Raw genomic sequence first — 16,843 nt, 5'->3', positions numbered from 1 at the left:
CAAGCCCCTCCAAGGGGGCTGAACGTCCCGATTTGCCGGATTCCAAGCGGTGAACTTCCCGTACTCCGTTCGGCGGTCGGTCACCCGTACGGACGGATCCGCCGCCGAATCCGGAATTGATCACCGGAACGTATTCGGTAAGGAATGCGAGGCCACCGCGGAATTGATCAACATGGTTATGTGAACGGCGCACGAAGAGCGGCGTACGAATCGGAAGGATCGCACTGCGGTGCGCGGCGAGTCCGGAGCGGCGGGAGGAGGCGGCCGGCGAAGGGGCGGGTCGGGTGCGGGGCGGGCGCAGGCGCTCGGTAACCTAAGCGCGAACTGACACGGGCTTAGCGATCTGCATGCCGGTTTCCACGCCAGTTCAACAGCCTGTCCGTAGCCAGTCCGTACGTCCAAGGAGATGCCGCCGCCGTGAGCCGCAGCCTTCGACGCGGCGCCCTCGCCGCTACCGCCATCGTGTTCTCGATCGCCTCGCTCTCCGCCTGCGGTGCGGGCATAGACGCGCAGACCCTTGAAGTCCGGCCGGACAACGCCGAGACGACGGTCGACACCATCAAGATCCAGAACGCGACGGTGCTCACCCAGCCGCAGGCGGAGGCGGAAGGTCCGGCGGTCGTCTCCGCGACGCTCTTCAACACCGGCTCCCAGCCGCAGACGCTCGACGCGATCACGCTGCCGGGGCTGAGCGCTCCGGTGAAGCTGTCGGCCGCGAAGGGCTCGGGATCGATCACGATTCCGGCGCAGGGCTCGATCATCGTCGGCGGCGCGGGGAACGCGGCCGCGGTGATCGAGAAGGGCGAGGAGGCGTCGAAGAACGCGGGAGGCGTGCAGAACGTCGTCTTCCGCTTCAGCGAGACCGGCGACGTGAAGGTGCAGGCGCTGGTCCTCCCGGCGAAGAACTACTTCGAGGCGTACGGGCCGAGCTCGCAGCCGTCGGCGAAGCCGTCCACGGAGCCCACCGGCACGCCGTCGGGCACGCCGTCCGGCACCCCGTCGGGTTCGGCCACGGGCCAATCGGGCGAACCCGGCAACGGCGAGTCCGGCGAGCCGGGCACCCCGTCGGACTCCTCCTCGGCGTCCCAGAACGCGGGCCACTGACACACACGAGGGCGCCCCGCCAGAGCTTCTCTGGCGGGGCGCCCTCGTTTTGTCGCCGGTGCACCATGCCGCGTGCACCGCTCGGCGCCGGAGCGCCTCACGGCCGCGTGGCGGAGCCGCTGATGCCACAGCGGGGCGCTGCGCCGGACTCCGTCCGGCCGTCCCACCCGCAGGCCGGTTTACGGCTCGAACTTGTAGCCCAGGCCCCGCACCGTCACCAGGTAGCGCGGCGCGCCCGGGTCAGGCTCGATCTTGGCGCGCAGGCGCTTCACGTGGACGTCCAGCGTCTTCGTGTCGCCCACGTAGTCCGCGCCCCAGACCCGGTCGATCAGCTGCATACGGGTCAGCACCCGGCCCGCGTTGCGCAGCAGCATCTCCAGCAGGTCGAACTCCTTCAGCGGGAGGTCGACCTTTCCGCCCGAGACCGTGACGACGTGGCGGTCCACGTCCATCCGGACCGGGCCCGCCTCCAGGGCCGCGGGGGTGACCTCCTCCGGCTCGCCGCGGCGGCGCAGGACCGCGCGGATGCGGGCGACCAGCTCCCGCGAGGAGAAGGGCTTGGTGACGTAGTCGTCGGCTCCTATTTCCAGCCCGACGACCTTGTCGATCTCACTGTCCTTGGCGGTCACCATGATCACCGGGACATTCGAGCGGCCGCGCAGCTGGCGGCACACCTCGGTGCCCGGCAGCCCGGGCAGCATCAGGTCGAGGAGGACGAGGTCGGCGCCATTGCGCTCGAACTCGTCGAGACCCTCGGGCCCCGTGGTCGCGATGGCGACCTCGAAGCCCTCCTTGCGGAGCATGTAGGACAGGGCGTCGCTGAATGATTCCTCATCCTCGACGACGAGCACTCGGGTCACGGAAGGACCTCCGGGGCAGGAATTTCGCTGTTCGGATCGGTGTCGTAAGGCCGGTCGTCGTCCTCGTCGACGCGATCCGGTCCGGTGGATGAACGGTCCCGCACGGCTCCCGCTTCGGGAAGCCGCAAGGTGAAAGTGGAGCCCTGTCCCTCGGAGCTCCATACCGTGACTTCCCCGCCGTGCGAGGCGGCCACGTGTTTGACGATAGCCAGTCCCAGGCCGGTGCCCCCGGTGGCCCGGGACCGGGCGGGGTCGACGCGGTAGAACCGCTCGAAGACCCGCTCACGGTCCTTCTCGGAGATGCCGATGCCCTGGTCGGTGACGGCGATCTCGATGAGATCACCGCCGGGCGCGGACACGCGACGTGCGGAAATCCCGACCCGGGTGCGGGACGGGGAGTAGTTGACGGCGTTCTCGACGAGGTTGCCGAGTGCCGCGGCGAGCTGGCCGCGATGACCCCAGATGTGCAGGTCGGCAGTGCCGCCCGCGGCCATGGTGATCTGCTTGGTGGACGCGGGGTGCCGGGAGCGGTCGATGGCCTCGGCGACCAGTTCGTCCACGCGTACAGGTTCGGCGTCCTCCAGCGGGTCGTCGTTCTGCACCCGGGAGAGGTCGATGAGCTCCTGTACGAGATTGGTGAGCCGGGTCGCCTCGATCTGCATGCGGCCGGCGAAGCGTTCCACCGCTTCGGGGTCGTCCGAGGCGTCCATGACCGCCTCGGAGAGCAGGGAGAGCGCGCCGACCGGGGTCTTGAGCTCATGGCTGACGTTGGCGACGAAGTCGCGCCGTACCGCTTCTATCCGGCGGGCCTCGGTGAGATCCTCGACGAGGAGCAGGACGAGCCGGGAGCCGAGGGGTGCCACCCGGGCGGAGACGGCGAGGGCCTCGCCGCGGCCGGTGCCGCGCCGGGGCAGATCCAGTTCGACCTGCCGTATCTCGCCGTCTCGGCGGGTGTCGCGGGCCATGTGCAGCATCGGCTCGACGGCGAGTTTCCCGCCGCGCACCAGACCGAGGGCGTACGCCGCGGAGCTGGCCTTGACGACGGAGTCGCTCTCGTCGAGGACGACCGCGGAGGAGCGGAGCACGGACAGGACTGTGTCGACGCCGGGCGGCAGGACGGCGTCGGTGTGCAGGGAGGTGCGGGTGGGTCTCGCCTGGTCGCGTTCGCTCCAGCGGAACGCCAGCATGGCGATGACACCGGTGCACAACCCGGCGATCGCTGCCGCTGCGGCGACCGCCGCGTTCACGTCCATGCACCCAGGTTATGCGGGGCCGGGGAGATGCTCCCAGCCAAACGGGTGGCACCTCGAACAGTCGTCGCCCAGAGTTCACCAAGGGGATATGGCTGATTCACTTCCGGGGGAGGCTCCGGACGCGTAACGGACAGACCGTGGGAGCGTGGGGGTCCGAAACACACCCCCTGACCTACCCGGACCCCGGTCGCATCAAGAGAGGGACATCCCATGCGGGACGCGTACCACGAGGAACTGGACTCGATCGGCGAGGGCCTGGTCGAGATGGCCCGGCTGGTCGGGTCGGCGATCGGGCGCGCCACCACGGCCATGCTCGACGCCGATCTCAAGCTCGCCGAGAGTGTGATCGCCGCCGATCAGAAGGTCGACGATCTGCAGCACGACCTGGAGGCACGGGCGATCGCCCTGCTGGCGCGGCAGCAGCCGGTCGCGACGGATCTGCGGATCGTGGTGACCTCGCTGCGGATGAGCGCGGACCTGGAGCGCTCGGGCGACCTGGCCCAGCACGTGGCCAAGCTGGCCCGGCTGCGCTTCCCCGACTCCGCCGTACCGCACGACCTGCACGCGACCATTCTGGAGATGGGGCAGCTGGCGCAGCGGCTGATGGCCAAGGCGGCGGAGGTCATCATCACCAAGGACGTCGACCTGGCGCTCCAGCTGGAGACGGACGACGACGAGATGGACCTGCTGCACCGCACGCTCTTCCAGCACCTGATGGACGACCGCTGGAAGCACGGCATCGAGACCGCCGTGGACGTGACGCTGCTCGGCCGCTACTACGAGCGCTTCGCGGACCACGCGGTGTCGGTCGCGAAGCGGGTCGTCTATCTGGTGACGGGCGAGCACGCGGACGAGCTCCAGCCGCCGACGCAGGTCGAGGGCGCGTAGGGGCCTCCGGGGGTGCGGTGTGCCTCCGCGCGCTGTTGATGCGCCCGCGCGAGCGGGCATGCACTGGGCATCGGCGGCACATCTCGTACGCCTATGAGGAGGGACCATGACCCAATCCCCCACGAGCGACCCTCAGCAGGAAACCCCTGTCGAGGTGGAGTTCCTGCCCGTACTCGGCGCCTGCGGCTGCGGCTCGGGCTGCGGCTGCGGCTGCCAGTCGGGCGGACCGTGCCAGTGCGGTGGCTGCTGCGGCTAGGCGATTACTTACGTGCGCGTGCGGTTGAAAGGGCTCCGAATTCCCTTGCGGACGGGGCCCTTTCACATGCGGCCGGCCGTGTTTCCTGCACCAACAACGGCCAGGCGGTCAGCAGCCCAGCTGCACCGGTGGCGGCCTGACGCAGGACACCGAGAACCAGAACCCGGCGGGCCATACCCCCGGTGGGCACAACTAGTAGGGGGACAGCAGCGACAAGCCCCCTGCCCGCGGAACTCGCGGGCAGGGGGCTCACATGCGCCTGGGGGCTACTTTTTGCCCTGGTTCTTGACCGCCTCGATCGCGGCCGCCGCCGCGTCCGGGTCCAGGTACTTTCCGCCCCTGGTGAGCGGCTGGAAGTCGGCGTCCAGCTCGTAGTAGAGCGGGATGCCGGTCGGGATGTTCAGGCCCGTGATGTCCGCGTCGGAGATGCCGTCGAGGTGCTTGACCAGGCCGCGCAGGGAGTTGCCGTGCGCGGCGACCAGGACGGTGCGGCCCGCCAGGAGGTCCGGGACGATGCCGTCGTACCAGTACGGCAGCATGCGCTCGACGACGTCCTTGAGGCACTCGGTGCGCGGACGCAGCTCGCTCGGGATCGAGGCGTAGCGCGGGTCGTCGCTCTGCGAGAACTCCGTGCCGTCCTCGAGGACCGGCGGCGGGGTGTCGTACGAGCGGCGCCAGAGCATGAACTGCTCCTCGCCGAACTCGGCCAGGGTCTGCGCCTTGTCCTTGCCCTGCAGCGCGCCGTAGTGACGCTCGTTCAAGCGCCAGGAGCGGTGGACCGGGATCCAGTGGCGGTCCGCGGACTCCAGCGCCAGCTGCGCCGTGCGGATGGCGCGCTTCTGGAGCGAGGTGTGCAGTACGTCGGGGAGCAGGCCGGCGTCCTTGAGCAGCTCACCGCCGCGGACTGCCTCCTTCTCGCCCTTCTCCGTCAGGTTGACGTCCACCCAGCCGGTGAACAGGTTCTTCGCGTTCCAGTCGCTCTCGCCGTGGCGGAGGAGGATCAGCTTGTACGGTGCGTCGGCCATGCGTACGAGCCTAATGGACGCCGATGTCGGCGTGTCGGTTGACGTCCCCCGTCAATTGACTGGCGGCCGGGACCCCGGCGTATGTAACTTGCGGATGCCTGCCAAGCCACTTACAGCGTCTGCTCCCCGGGGGAATCCACATGTCCATAGGCGGTCTGCGACGTGCCGCGAGAGAGAGCGTCTCGGGGCTGCCCCGTGAGTTCTGGTGGCTGTGGACGAGCACGCTCGTCAACCGGCTCGGAGCTTTCGTCGCGACGTTCATGGCGCTGTATCTGACCGTCGACCAGGGCTACTCGGCCTCGTACGCCGGACTCGTGGCCTCGCTGCACGGACTCGGCGGTGTCGTCTCCTCGCTCGGCGGCGGTGTGATGACGGACCGGCTCGGGCGGCGGCCCACGCTGCTGATCGCGCAGACCTCCACGGCCGTCTCCGTCGCGGTGCTCGGCTTTGTCCAGCATCCGGTGGCGATCGCGGCGGTCGCCTTTGTCGTGGGCATGGCCTCCAACGCCTCCCGGCCCGCCGTGCAGGCGATGATCGCCGACATCGTCCGGCCCGAGGACCGGGTGCGGGCCTTCTCGCTCAACTACTGGGCGATCAACCTGGGCTTCGCCGTCTCCGCGGCGGCCGCCGGATTCGTCGCCGAACACAGCTATCTCGCCGGTTTCCTCGGCGAGGCGGCGATGACGCTGATCTGCGCGATCGTCATCTTCGTCAAGCTGCCCGAGTCGCGGCCCGAGCATGTGGAGACGAAGGGCGCACCGGTGGAGCCGCAGATCAGCATGCGGACCGTCCTGCGCGACGGGCGGTTCATGAGCGTCGTCGGACTGTCGTTCCTGATCGCGCTGATCTTCATGCAGGGGCACGTCGGGCTGCCGCTGGCGATGGGGGCGGACGGTTTCGCCAGCTCGGACTTCGGTATGGCGATCGCGGTCAACGGTGTGCTGATCGTGGCCCTGCAGATCCCGGTCACCCGCTACATCGAGCACCGCGACCCGCGCCGCCTGCTGATCATCTCCTCGCTGCTCGCGGGGTACGGCTTCGGGCTCACCGTCTTCGCCGGATCGATCGCCGTCTATGCGCTGACCGTGTGCGTCTGGACACTGGCCGAGATCGTCAACGCGCCCACCCAGACAGGGCTCGTGGTGCGGCTCTCGCCGCTGCACGGCCGCGGCCGCTACCAGGGCATGTACACCCTGTCCTGGTCGGTGGCCGCGCTGGTCGCCCCGCTGCTCGCCGGTTTCGTCATCGACCGGTTCGGAGCGGAGTGGCTGTGGGGCATGTGCGCGGTCCTCGGCACGGTGGCGGGGCTCGGGTACTGGCTGCTGATGCGCGGCCTTCCGGAGGAGGACGCCCCCGGGGAGGCCGCGTCCCCCGAGGACACCGAGAAGGCGGCGGCGGTCAGCGCCTGAGGGCCCGCTGCGCCTCGTACAGATTGCGGGGATGCACGGCGCCGGGGCTGCCGTACGCCTCCAGGCGGGAGTTCAGCGCGCCGCCGAAGTCCGGGATGTCGGTCTGGTCGAACTCGCGGACCGTGCTGATGGCGACGGTCGCGCTGTACGGAGCGATCTCGTCGATCCTGACCAGGCCCGCGCGTTCGTTGGTGACGGTGACGTTCCAGTGCGTGAAACGGGCGCCGTAGAGGGGTCCCGCTGATGCGTCGCCGCCGTGACGGCCGTTGTTGTTGACCGTGATGTCGGTACGGACGTTCGCGAACGGCATGCCGCGGTGGGTATCGAAGGTGCCCATCTCCATCCGCCCGCGCGACCAGACGTTGTGGCTGGACAGGCCCTCCACATTGATGCCGTGGAGCTGGGTGCCCGCCGGAGCAGGGACGGTGCGCTGCGCGATGGTGAAGTCCTCGACGAGGTTGTCGTGCGAGCCCTCACGGCAGAAGTACGGGTGGTGGGAGCCGCGGCCCTCGACGCGCGTGCGGCGCAGGGTGCATGCGGAGGCGGCGACGAGGCCGAAGCCGTTGTCGACGTGGCGGACGGTGATGTCGTCGGCCCAGCAGTCGTACGCGCACTGGAAGGTGACGCCGTTGTAGCCCTTGTCGAGGAGGTGCTGGGACTGCGGGGTCTCGGTCGCCTCCAGGGTCAGGCCCTCGACACCGGAGCCGGTGAGCGGAGTGACGAGGGTGACGATGCGGGGGTCCCATTCGGGGCGTATGTCGAGCGGCAGAGGGCGCTCGAAGGTGACCTTGTTCCGCCTGACCGCCGCGATCCGTACGGGCCATTCGTAGGGGACGTAACTGGTCAACTTGGTCTTGTCGTCCCAGACATACGCCTCGGGACCCGCGCCGCCGCCCGCCATGTGCTCCAGGAGCGTGTGGCCCCCGTCGTCGGCGAGGCGGAGCAGGACGAGCTGTCCGCGGCGCAGCGCCGTGGCGTCGTCCACGGTGACGGACCAGTCGCCGCGCCGGGCGGGCCGGACGGTGGCGAGAGTGCGCCACTCGTCGCGCTTGTTGCCGGTCCAGCCCTCGAAGGGCCAGGCCCTGGCCTTGATGGCGGTGGTGAGGCTGTCCCAACGGTCCTTCGGACAGAGCCAGATGAGCCCGCCGGCCCAGGACCAGGAGGACTTGTCACCGCCGTAGCGGCTGCCGTAGGGGCCGACGAGCTCGGTGAGGTTCTTGGTCGCGTACAGCGTGGTACGGCCGCTGCCGGCGCCGCGCAGGACGACATTGCTGTGCCCGATGCGGATGAGGTCGTCGATGCGGTAGGTGCCGGCGGGGATGTGAACCGTGCCGCCGCCGCGTTCGCCCACAGCGGCGACGGCACGGTTGATGGCGGGTGCGGCGTCGGCGGAGCCGTCCCGCTCGGCCCCGTAGTCAAGGACGTTGGCCGGCACGGGGCGCCGGGGGAAGTGTTCGACACCGCGGCGGCTGCCTGCTCGTCCGACGTAGGGGATCTGGGGGTGGGTGTACGGGGTGCGGCGGAACTCGGCCCAGAGGGGGGACGTTTCGGCGGCGACGGCGGTGCCTGTGCCGGCGCTGGGGCCGACGATGCCGACTGCGGCGACGGCTGTGGCGCTGCCGAGCAGGGTGCGTCTGCTGATGGCGCGTTGACCGGTCTCCATGAGCCCGCCCCTTCATGGATGTGAACGATGTTCAGGTGTGCGTTGGCGGTGAGCATGCCATGGGTTGCGGGGCGCGGGAAGTGTTTGCGCGGGGGTTCGTGGTTCGGCGGGGGTTGTTCCCCACCCCGCCCCTTCCCGAACTGGGGGCAAGCCCCCAGACCCCGTATGCGACCTTCGGCCGCATGTCCTCAAACGCCGGACGGGCTGAATTTCCGCCGACGCGCCTGAATCTTCAGGCCGACCGGCGGGAAATTCAGCCCCGCCGGCGTTTGAGGCGCGGGGGTTCGGGGGCGGAGCCCCCGCAAGGGTCCGGGGCGGAGCCCCGGTTACGGGAAGGGGCGGGGTGGGGGAAACAACCCCCGGACATCAGCCCTGAGTCAGATGCGTGAACGCATCCAGGTTTCGCGTCGACTCCCCCCGCGACACCCGCCACGCATACTCCTTGCGGATCGCGCTCGCGAAACCCATCTCCAGCAGCCTGTTGAAAGCTCCGTCCGCCGCCTCCAGCACCGTGCCCAGGACGCGGTCCAGCTCCTCCGGGGTGACCACGGAAAGCGGGAGGCGGCCCGCCAGGTAGATGTCGCCGAGGCGGTCGATCGCGTAACTCACCCCGTAAAGACGCAGATTGCGCTCCAGGAGCCAGCGGTGCACCGCCGCGTCGTTCTCGTCGGGGTGGCGGATGACGAAGGCGTTGACCGACAGGGAGTGCTTGCCGACGCGCAGGGAGCAGGTCGTCGACAGCTTGCGGGTGCCGGGGAGTTTGACCACGTACGAGCCGGTTTCCGGGCTCTCCCACTCGAGTTCCGCGTCCTTCAGCGTCTGCTCGATGACCTGCGCCGTCTGCTGTACGTCAGCCATGGTGCGAGCGTACCCGGCGGCGGTGTTCGTACATCGCCGCCGTGTAGACGTCCGCCGTCGCCGATGCCGCGGTGTCCCAGCCGAAGGACTCGGCGTGCCGGGCGGCCGCGGTGCCCATGCGGGTGATCAGGGACGGGTCGGCGATGAAGCGGTGCAGCGCGTCGGCGTAGTGGGCCGGGTTGTGGCCCTGGACGAGGACGCCGGTCTGCTCGTCGCGCACCGCAACCGGCAGGCCTCCGACCGCCGCCGCCACCACCGGGGTGCCGGCCGCCTGGGCCTCGATCGCCACCAGGCCGAAGGACTCGCTGTATGAGGGCATGACGAGCGTGGAGGCGGCCCGGAACCAGTCCGCGAGCAGGTCCTGGCCGACCGGCGGCTGGAAGTGGACGAGGTCCGCGATGCCGAGTCGGGCGGCCAGTTTCTGCAGGCCCTCGGGCTTTGCCAGGCCGGTGCCGCTCGGGCCGCCGACGATCGGCACGAAGAGCCGGGAGCGCAGCGAGGGGTCCCGTTCCAGGAGGAGCGCTACCGCGCGGAGCAGGATGTCGGGGGCCTTCAGCGGCTGGATACGGCCCGCGAAGAGCGGGACGAAGGCGTCCTGGGGCACCCCGAGGCGGGCCCTGGCGGCGGCGCGGCCGTCGGCGGGACGGAAGCGGTCCAGGTTCACGCCGGGGTGAACGACGGCCACCTTCGCCGGGTCGGCCTCGTAGAAGCGGACGAGTTCGTCGGCCTCCTCCGCGGTGTTGGCGATGAGCCGGTCCGCGGCGGCGACGATCTGGGTCTCACCGATGACGCGGGAGGGAGGCTCGGGCGTGTCACCCTCCGCGAGTGCGGCGTTCTTGACCTTGGCCATGGTGTGCATGGCGTGCACGAGCGGGACGCCCCACCGTTCGGCGGCGAGCCAGCCGACATGGCCGGAGAGCCAGTAGTGGGAGTGGACCAGGTCGTAGTGGCCGGGTCGGTGTCCGGCCCAGGCCTGCATCACACCGTGCGTGAAGGCGCACAGCTGCGCCGGGAGGTCTTCCTTGGCCAGGCCCTCGTAGGGTCCGGCGTCGACATGGCGTACGAGCACGCCGGGGGCGAGCTCGACGGCGGGCGCACGCTCGCCCGCGGTCGCCCGCGTGAAGATCTCGACCTCGATGTTGATCGCTGCGAGCCGCTTGGCGAGCTCGACGATATAGACGTTCATGCCGCCCGCGTCGCCGGTTCCCGGCTGGTGCAGCGGGGAGGTGTGGACGCTGAGCATGGCGATCCGGCGCGGCTTGCGATGGCCGCCGGGGAACCTGATGCGCGGAGCCACCAGACCACTGCCGAGGCGGGAGACGTACTGGCTCACGTCGAAGGTCCTCCTCGCTTCGGGCACAGCAAGCTGCGGGCATCAGCAGCCCTTCAGAGCCTCTTCAACAGCGGAGGTCCGCCTTCCATTTCCATCGCCGCCCCCTTTTGCCAAATCATTACCGGCCGGAGGCCGTGTCGCGAGCGCATACCCTCGCTTCCATGACCCGCCCCGTCGGTGCCGCGACCCGCGGGACGACCAACCCCAACCGGCTGCGCCGCATGGACCGCTGGATCGCGGCCACCCACGGCCCGGCGCTGCGCCGCGGTGACGCGCCCGTGGCCGTCGACCTCGGTTACGGCGCCGCCCCCTGGACCGCCCTGGAACTGCTCCAGCGGCTGCGCACCGCCGACCCCCGCTGCGAGGTCGTCGGCATCGAGATCGACCCGGCGCGGGTCGCGGCGGCGAAGCCGTACGAGCGCGAGGGGCTCAGCTTCCTCCACGGCGGCTTCGAGGTGCCCCTCACAGCACGGCCGGCGCTGATCCGGGCGGCGAATGTGCTGCGCCAGTACGACGAGGGCGAGGTCGCCGCCGTCTGGGCGCGGCTGTGCGCCCGCCTGGCACCGGGCGGGCTGCTCGTCGAGGGGACCTGCGACGAGATCGGGCGGCGGCACGTGTGGGTGGCGCTGGGCCCGGAGGGTCCGCGCACGGTCACCTTCGCGACCCGCCTCGGCTCCCTGGAGCGCCCGTCCGACCTGGCCGAGCGCCTCCCCAAGGCGCTGATCCACCGCAATGTGCCGGGCGAGCCGGTGCACGCGTTCCTGCGCGACTTCGACCGGGCGTGGGCGGCCGCCGCTCCGTACGCCTCGCTGGGCGCCCGGCAGCGCTGGATCAGGGCCGTACGGGATCTGGCGGCCGACTGGCCGCTCGCGGACGCGCGGGGGCGCTGGCGGCAAGGTGAAGTCACGGTGAACTGGGCCGCCCTCGCACCCAATTCCAGATGACTCGTGGCCCTCTTCGGATGAACATTCTCGAACACGGGAACGGCCAGGGCGCGTTGTTCGTCCCTGACGGGTGGGGTTGATCCACCAGTCGGCAGAACGCGGCCGGTTGGCCCTGTCGGTTTCGTGGGTGTCGTGGCACCATCGCGACGTCACTCGTAAGTTACTGACGGTAAATCACAAGTCAGGTGTTCCGGCGTCCACCCGGAGCCCGGAGGGGGAGTCGTGAACCGACGCCGCTGTGCCACTGCCGCGATCACTCTGGTCTGCGCTCTGACCGTGCTGGCGTCGCCGAGCCAGGCCTTCGCGGCTCCCGAGCCGCCGCCTGCCACGCCGGGCACGCGCGTGCACAAGAAGTCGCTGGAAGACGTGCGCCTGGAGCTCGACGCCCTCTACCGAAAGGCCGCGTCCGCGACCGACGCGTACAACCTCGCCGAGGAGCAGACCGAAAGGCAGTCGGCCGAGATCGTCAGGCTGGCCCAGGAGATCGTGAAGGGCCAGGCCCGGATCCAGGACCTGAGGAACCGCGCGGGCGCCGCCGCCCGCGCCCAGTACCGCGGCGGCGGCCTGCCGACCGAGGCGCAGCTGATGCTCACCGACGACCCGCAGCTCTTCCTGGACAGCGCGGGCCGGATCGCGCAGGGCCAGAAGGCCACCAAGGACCTCATCGGCGAACTGACCAGGACGCAGGCCGACTTGGCGTCCTACAGCAAGGACGCGAGCACCCAGTGGCAGAAGCTTGAGGCCAACCGCCTCAAGCAGGCCAAGGCGAAGAAGGAGATCAACACCCAGATCGCCGCGGCCAAGTCGATAGAGGACAAGCTGGAGAAGGAGGAGCGGGCGCGGCTCCTCCAGCTGGAGCAGCAGGCGCAGTACAAGGCGCAGACGGCCTGGCTGAGTTCGGGCGTGCTCAAGGAGATCAACGGCAGGTCGAGCGAGCAGGGCAAGAAGGCGGTCCACTTCGCCACGGCCCAGGTCGGCAAACCGTATGAGTGGGGCGCCGAGGGCCCGGGTTCGTACGACTGCTCGGGGCTGACGTCCCAGGCGTGGGCGGCGGCCGGCCGGGGCATCCCGCGCACCTCGCAGGAGCAGTGGCGGCTGCTGCCCAGGATCGACATCAGGGACATGCGGCCGGGCGACTTGATCATCTATCACGCGGACGCCAGCCATGTGGGCATGTACATCGGCGACGGCGCGATCGTGCACGCGCCGCGGCCCGGGCGGAATGTGACGATCGCGGGTGCGGGCTCGATGGCGATTCTCGGAGTCGTACGTCCCGACAAGTGACGCATCGGCGACGCAGGGGTAGCTGGTACGTGACGTTCGTCATGGCTCGCTGAGCAAGTACTGAGCAAGTACCTCCCCATGCGCGGCATATGCCATCGGCCGTGTGCTCCAGAGCATTCCGCTCCGGCGCCAGGTACCGCTATGGTCCCCGTCTGGCAGGGCGTCGATCGTCGCCCTGCCGCCCTCGGGGGGAGGGAAGGAAACCGGAACCGATGCCCGTACCCGTACCGCGACAGAGACCTGTCCCTGCCGCGGAAACCGCCCATGGGAGCTCCGGCCCGAGCATGAGCTCAGGCACGGGCTCCAGCGGCGACCTCACGCTACTGGTGATCGAGGACGACCCGGCAGGCACCCTCTCCGTCCCCGAGCTGCTCGACGCGGCCGGGACCCGGGTCCGTATCCGCAGCGCCCGCAATCTCACCGAGGCGGAGCGGCTGCTCACGGACGACGTCCACTGCATCCTCGTCGACCTCGCGCTGCCCGGCCCCGGCGACGACGAGCTCGGCCCGCTCAACCACGTACTGCGCCTCGCGCCGCGCCACGCGGTCCTCGCCCTGACGACATCGGGCGACGCCGAGCGCGCCGCCGAAGCCGTACGGGTGGGGGCACAGGACCATCTCTTCCGCGACGAGCTCGACGGGCGGCTGCTGAGCCGCGCCATCCGCTACGCGGTGGAGCGCAAACGCGCGGACACGGTCCAGGTGAAACTCGCCGAGTCCCGGCTGCGCGCCCAGGAGAACGCCCGTCTCGAGCGCGGCCTGCTGCCCACTCCCCTGCTCGAGGGCTCGGACCTGCGCTTCGCCGCGCGCTACCGGCCCGGCCGCTCGCGCGCGCTGCTCGGCGGCGACTTCTACGACACGGTCCGCACCCCGGACGGCACGGTCCACGCGATGATCGGCGACGTCTGCGGGCACGGCCCCGACGAGGCGGCGCTCGGCGTGGAGCTGCGCATCGCCTGGCGGGCCCTGACCTTCGCGGGCCTGTGCGGGGACGAGCTGCTCTCCACGCTCCAGCAGGTTCTGGAGCACGAGCGGGAGAGCGAGGAGATCTTCGCGACGCTCTGCACCGTCGACATCGCACCGGACGGCCGGCGGGCGGGCCTGTGCCTGGCGGGCCACCCGACGCCGCTGGTCACCCGGAACGGCCGGGCGGCACAGCTGCTTCCGTACGACGACGGCGGCCCGGCGCTGGGTCTGCTGTCGCGCGCACGCTGGCCGCGCCGCCAGGTGGAGCTGGGGGCCGCGTGGAGCCTGATGATGTACACCGACGGGCTGATCGAGGGACGCCAGGGACCGGGCGAGAAGCAGCGGCTCGGCCAGGATGGAATGCTCGAGATGATCAACCGGCAGCTGGCTGCGGGGCTCGAGGGCGAGGCGCTGCTCGAGTCGGCAGTCGCGGAGGTGCGCGAGCTGAACGGCGGGGAGCTGACCGACGATGTGGCCGTGCTGCTGCTCAGCCGAAACGGTTCTTGCCGCTAGATCCTTGGTTACCGGCCGCCGTTGTACGGCCCGTAGGGACCGTCGCTGCTGGAGCCTTTGCCGCGGCGGCCGCCACCGCCCGAGACCTGCTTGAGGGCGGGCCGTACGTCCACGAAGAAGACGATGGTGGCGATCAGCCCGGCGATCGACAGGAACAGCACGGAGATGAACATGTTCACCGCGACCGTGATGCCCAGGATGATCAGCCAGAAGGACTTGGTCTGCTTGCCGGCCGCGCGGTAGGCGTCGTCGCGGGCGAACGCGGCCATGACCAGCGCAGTTACCGCGGTGACCAGGAAGACCAGGTCCAGCACCAGCCAGAGAGTGAAGTCGAATCCCGCGCGCAACATGCTGAGCACCGCCTAGTGAGTGGTTGGTAGCGCCTCCGCGGCCAAGGTACCGGGAGAACGCGCCGGGCACCCGAAAGGTGCCCGGCCGTTCTGCTCGTACCCGTCCCGCTCGGCCTTACTTCGCCGACGGGGTGGTCTTCTTCGCCACGGGCTTGCGCGCAGTGGCCTTGCGGGCCGCCGGAGCGGGCTTCTTCGTCTCGGCCTTCGGCTCGCTCTCGGCCGCGGGCTGCGCCGTCTCCGGCTCGGGCTCGACGGCCACGGCGATCTCGGCGATCTCCTCGGCGGCCTCGCCGCGCCAGGCCTTCACGGCCTGCTCGCCGTGCTCGGCGACCTTCTCGTACGTCTCACGGGCCTTGACGGCGTACTCGGCGGCCACGCCGACACTGCGCAGCGCCAGGTCCTGAGCACTCTCGCCCAGCTTCTTCAGGTCGGTGTCGAGGTTCCCGATCACCTCGGTGACCTTGGCCTGGACGGTGGCCTGGGCCTCCTTGGCCTGGGTGGTCACCTTCTCCTGGACGGTCTTGGGGTCGGTGTTGCGCACGGCCTCGATACGGCTCGGGGCCTCGGCCTTGAGCTGCTCGATCAGCGCGGGAACCTTCTTCGCCTGCTGAACGGCGAGATCGGCCGTGCCGGCCGCGAAGTAGAGGGGGGTCGGGTCGGTGAGGGTCTTACGCAGGTCATCGGTGATGGCCATGACTGTGGTCCTCCCGGAGCGCAGTTCGGTGTTCAGACTAGGGTTTTGCGGCATCACTACCGTCGGCCGTGCGGGGGCCGTCAGCGGCGGTGTCCTCTCCGTTTTCCTTGCGGAAGGACTCGTAGATCTGCAGCAGCACTTGCTTCTGCCGCTCGTTTATCGAGGGGTCGGCAAGGATGACGGCACGCGTCTCCAGCTCGTCCCGCTCCCGCTCGTCGAGAATCCCGGCCCGGACGTAGAGCGTCTCCGCGGAGATCCGCAGGGCCTTGGCGACCTGCTGCAGGACTTCCGCGCTCGGCTTACGCAGACCGCGCTCGATCTGACTCAGATACGGATTGGACACCCCGGCGGCGTCGGCGAGCTGCCGCAGGGAGAGCTGCGCAGTGCGCCGCTGCTCGCGCAGATACTCGCCGAGATTGCCGACGTTGAGTGATGCCATACCTCGATGGTGCCCGCCATTGCTAACTATTGCAAGCACCTGCTTGCAAAAGTGTTCCAGGCAACACGCGGGAGTGCAGCCGGCGACGACGTGCTGCCTGGGCATCCGGCTGCAGCCTGACGGGGGTTGGCGCGTCTCGCCTCACGGGCTGTCCGACGCGCTCAGCCTCGTGGTTCGACCCGGCCCGGTGCTCGCGCCGCAGGTTCACCGAGCTGGTCGGCGTGCCGCCCACCACTCATCTTCGCCGCGCGCCGTCGTGCGTGGCGAAACAGGTCACCAGACCGGTCAGGAATCGAGAAGCGCCGGCCCCGGGCCACAGCTAGCGTGACCGCCAGGACGAACGGCCAACCGTGAACTCGCCGCCCGGGGCGATCGGCCTGTCGATTTTCCGGACTTCCCCTTCGTCTTCAAGCCAGACGATCCCGACCAGACCCACGACGTCAGGAGCGACCATGACCGGCTCTTCCACCCAGGGAATCAAGACCGTGCTGCATCCCGTGTCCGACCTGGCGACGGCCAAGGAGGTGTACGCCGCCCTGCTCGGCGTCCCGCCGCAGACCGACGAGTCCTACTACGTCGGCTTCGAGGCCGAGGGCCAGCACATCGGGCTGGTGCCGGGCGGTGGACAGCAGGGCATGACCGCACCGGTTGCCTACTGGCACGTGCCGGACATCGAGGCGAAGCTGGCCGAGGTGACCGCCGCGGGTGCCATCGTGAAGGAGCCCGCGCACGACGTAGGTGGCGGCCGCCTGGTGGCCACCGTCACCGACCCCGATGGCAACGTCCTCGGGCTGCTTCAGGACCGATGAGTGCCGACCCCCGCTCCCGCGCTGAGCGTCCTCGCGACACCGAGCAGTTGGTCTGAGGGCTCGGCGGGCACGCCGCGTGGCCCGGGCCCACAGGCGCCGCGGGCCAAGGCGAAGCAGCACCAGACGTACGCTCGAAGCCGGTCAGATCGAGCCAGGCGACCCCGACGGAGACCGCGAACGCGGCTCCGCGCAACGC

The 16,843-nt window shown here is 70.0% G+C and carries 17 protein-coding genes and 1 pseudogene; 9 read left to right on the top strand and 9 right to left on the bottom strand.

Annotated features, from left to right (window positions below; all coding sequences use genetic code 11):
- Nucleotides 1–417 precede the first annotated feature (417 nt).
- On the top strand, nucleotides 418–1,104 hold the full coding sequence (locus OG905_RS21970; RefSeq protein ID WP_328675541.1) for a DUF461 domain-containing protein: 687 nt from the start codon (nucleotides 418–420) through the stop codon (nucleotides 1,102–1,104).
- Between the two features lie 179 nt (nucleotides 1,105–1,283).
- Here the strand turns inward: OG905_RS21970 and OG905_RS21965 are convergent, their stop codons facing one another.
- Both OG905_RS21965 and OG905_RS21960 read right to left on the bottom strand, forming a co-directional pair.
- Nucleotides 1,284–1,964, bottom strand: coding sequence for a response regulator transcription factor (locus OG905_RS21965; RefSeq protein ID WP_142217884.1), 681 nt, complete (start codon nucleotides 1,962–1,964; stop codon nucleotides 1,284–1,286).
- Nucleotides 1,961–3,217, bottom strand: a complete 1,257-nt coding sequence (locus tag OG905_RS21960; protein WP_328675536.1) for a sensor histidine kinase — start codon at nucleotides 3,215–3,217, stop codon at nucleotides 1,961–1,963. Before OG905_RS21960 ends, OG905_RS21965 begins: the two co-directional genes overlap by 4 nt.
- 210 nt (nucleotides 3,218–3,427) lie before the next feature.
- On the opposite strand from OG905_RS21960, the gene phoU reads away from it, so the two are divergent.
- Both phoU and OG905_RS21950 read left to right on the top strand, forming a co-directional pair.
- A complete protein-coding gene (phoU, locus tag OG905_RS21955) occupies nucleotides 3,428–4,105 on the top strand; it encodes a phosphate signaling complex protein PhoU (protein WP_324989004.1) in 678 nt (225 codons plus the stop codon).
- 106 nt (nucleotides 4,106–4,211) lie between these two features.
- A complete protein-coding gene (locus tag OG905_RS21950; RefSeq protein WP_328675533.1) occupies nucleotides 4,212–4,361 on the top strand; it encodes a hypothetical protein in 150 nt (49 codons plus the stop codon).
- Between the two features lie 266 nt (nucleotides 4,362–4,627).
- On the opposite strand, the gene OG905_RS21945 is transcribed toward OG905_RS21950, so the two are convergent.
- Nucleotides 4,628–5,386 (bottom strand): phosphoglyceromutase, encoded by a 759-nt coding sequence (locus OG905_RS21945; RefSeq protein ID WP_328675531.1) that lies wholly within the window; start codon nucleotides 5,384–5,386, stop codon nucleotides 4,628–4,630.
- A 140-nt stretch (nucleotides 5,387–5,526) separates the two neighbouring features.
- Here OG905_RS21945 and OG905_RS21940 point away from each other — a divergent pair, with 140 nt between their 5' ends.
- Nucleotides 5,527–6,795, top strand: coding sequence for an MDR family MFS transporter (locus tag OG905_RS21940; protein WP_328675529.1), 1,269 nt, complete (start codon nucleotides 5,527–5,529; stop codon nucleotides 6,793–6,795).
- Here OG905_RS21940 and OG905_RS21935 read toward each other — a convergent pair.
- The 3 genes from OG905_RS21935 to mshA all read right to left on the bottom strand — a co-directional run bounded on the left by OG905_RS21935 (nucleotide 6,785) and on the right by mshA (nucleotide 10,649).
- Nucleotides 6,785–8,458, bottom strand: coding sequence for a glycosyl hydrolase family 28-related protein (locus tag OG905_RS21935; RefSeq protein ID WP_328675527.1), 1,674 nt, complete (start codon nucleotides 8,456–8,458; stop codon nucleotides 6,785–6,787). The genes OG905_RS21940 and OG905_RS21935 overlap by 11 nt on opposite strands.
- 366 nt (nucleotides 8,459–8,824) lie before the next feature.
- Nucleotides 8,825–9,316, bottom strand: coding sequence for a YbjN domain-containing protein (locus OG905_RS21930; protein WP_328675526.1), 492 nt, complete (start codon nucleotides 9,314–9,316; stop codon nucleotides 8,825–8,827).
- Complete coding sequence (mshA, locus tag OG905_RS21925) at nucleotides 9,309–10,649, bottom strand: D-inositol-3-phosphate glycosyltransferase (protein WP_328675525.1); 1,341 nt, start codon at nucleotides 10,647–10,649, stop codon at nucleotides 9,309–9,311. The genes OG905_RS21930 and mshA overlap by 8 nt, the downstream gene beginning before the upstream one ends.
- A gap of 161 nt (nucleotides 10,650–10,810) precedes the next feature.
- Here mshA and OG905_RS21920 point away from each other — a divergent pair, with 161 nt between their 5' ends.
- The 3 genes from OG905_RS21920 to OG905_RS21910 all read left to right on the top strand — a co-directional run bounded on the left by OG905_RS21920 (nucleotide 10,811) and on the right by OG905_RS21910 (nucleotide 14,355).
- The gene (locus tag OG905_RS21920; RefSeq protein WP_328675524.1) at nucleotides 10,811–11,593 is read left to right on the top strand and encodes a class I SAM-dependent methyltransferase; all 783 of its coding nucleotides are present in this window, start codon (nucleotides 10,811–10,813) and stop codon (nucleotides 11,591–11,593) included.
- A gap of 222 nt (nucleotides 11,594–11,815) precedes the next feature.
- Nucleotides 11,816–12,877: a C40 family peptidase gene (locus OG905_RS21915; protein WP_328675523.1), complete on the top strand. Its 1,062-nt coding sequence runs from the start codon at nucleotides 11,816–11,818 to the stop codon at nucleotides 12,875–12,877.
- Between the two features lie 212 nt (nucleotides 12,878–13,089).
- Entirely contained in the window at nucleotides 13,090–14,355 is a 1,266-nt protein-coding gene (locus OG905_RS21910; RefSeq protein WP_328675522.1) for a PP2C family protein-serine/threonine phosphatase, read from the top strand.
- Between the two features lie 8 nt (nucleotides 14,356–14,363).
- Here OG905_RS21910 and OG905_RS21905 read toward each other — a convergent pair whose 3' ends face one another.
- The 3 genes from OG905_RS21905 to OG905_RS21895 all read right to left on the bottom strand — a co-directional run bounded on the left by OG905_RS21905 (nucleotide 14,364) and on the right by OG905_RS21895 (nucleotide 15,838).
- A complete protein-coding gene (locus OG905_RS21905; protein WP_328675521.1) occupies nucleotides 14,364–14,705 on the bottom strand; it encodes a DUF2516 family protein in 342 nt (113 codons plus the stop codon).
- A gap of 115 nt (nucleotides 14,706–14,820) precedes the next feature.
- Nucleotides 14,821–15,399: a hypothetical protein gene (locus OG905_RS21900; protein WP_328675520.1), complete on the bottom strand. Its 579-nt coding sequence runs from the start codon at nucleotides 15,397–15,399 to the stop codon at nucleotides 14,821–14,823.
- Between the two features lie 37 nt (nucleotides 15,400–15,436).
- Nucleotides 15,437–15,838, bottom strand: a complete 402-nt coding sequence (locus tag OG905_RS21895; protein WP_328675519.1) for a helix-turn-helix domain-containing protein — start codon at nucleotides 15,836–15,838, stop codon at nucleotides 15,437–15,439.
- Between the two features lie 200 nt (nucleotides 15,839–16,038).
- Here OG905_RS21895 and OG905_RS21890 point away from each other — a divergent pair.
- A pseudogene (locus tag OG905_RS21890) lies at nucleotides 16,039–16,161 on the top strand (AraC family transcriptional regulator); the annotation flags it as partial.
- A gap of 129 nt (nucleotides 16,162–16,290) precedes the next feature.
- A complete protein-coding gene (locus tag OG905_RS21885; RefSeq protein ID WP_328675518.1) occupies nucleotides 16,291–16,647 on the top strand; it encodes a VOC family protein in 357 nt (118 codons plus the stop codon).
- Nucleotides 16,648–16,843 lie beyond the last annotated feature (196 nt).

It is taken from the genome of Streptomyces sp. NBC_00322 (assembly GCF_036147535.1).
GTDB lineage: Bacteria > Actinomycetota > Actinomycetes > Streptomycetales > Streptomycetaceae > Streptomyces.
The sequence above is the reverse complement of the archived record's forward strand: the minus strand, read 5'-3'. Positions and strand labels throughout refer to the sequence as shown.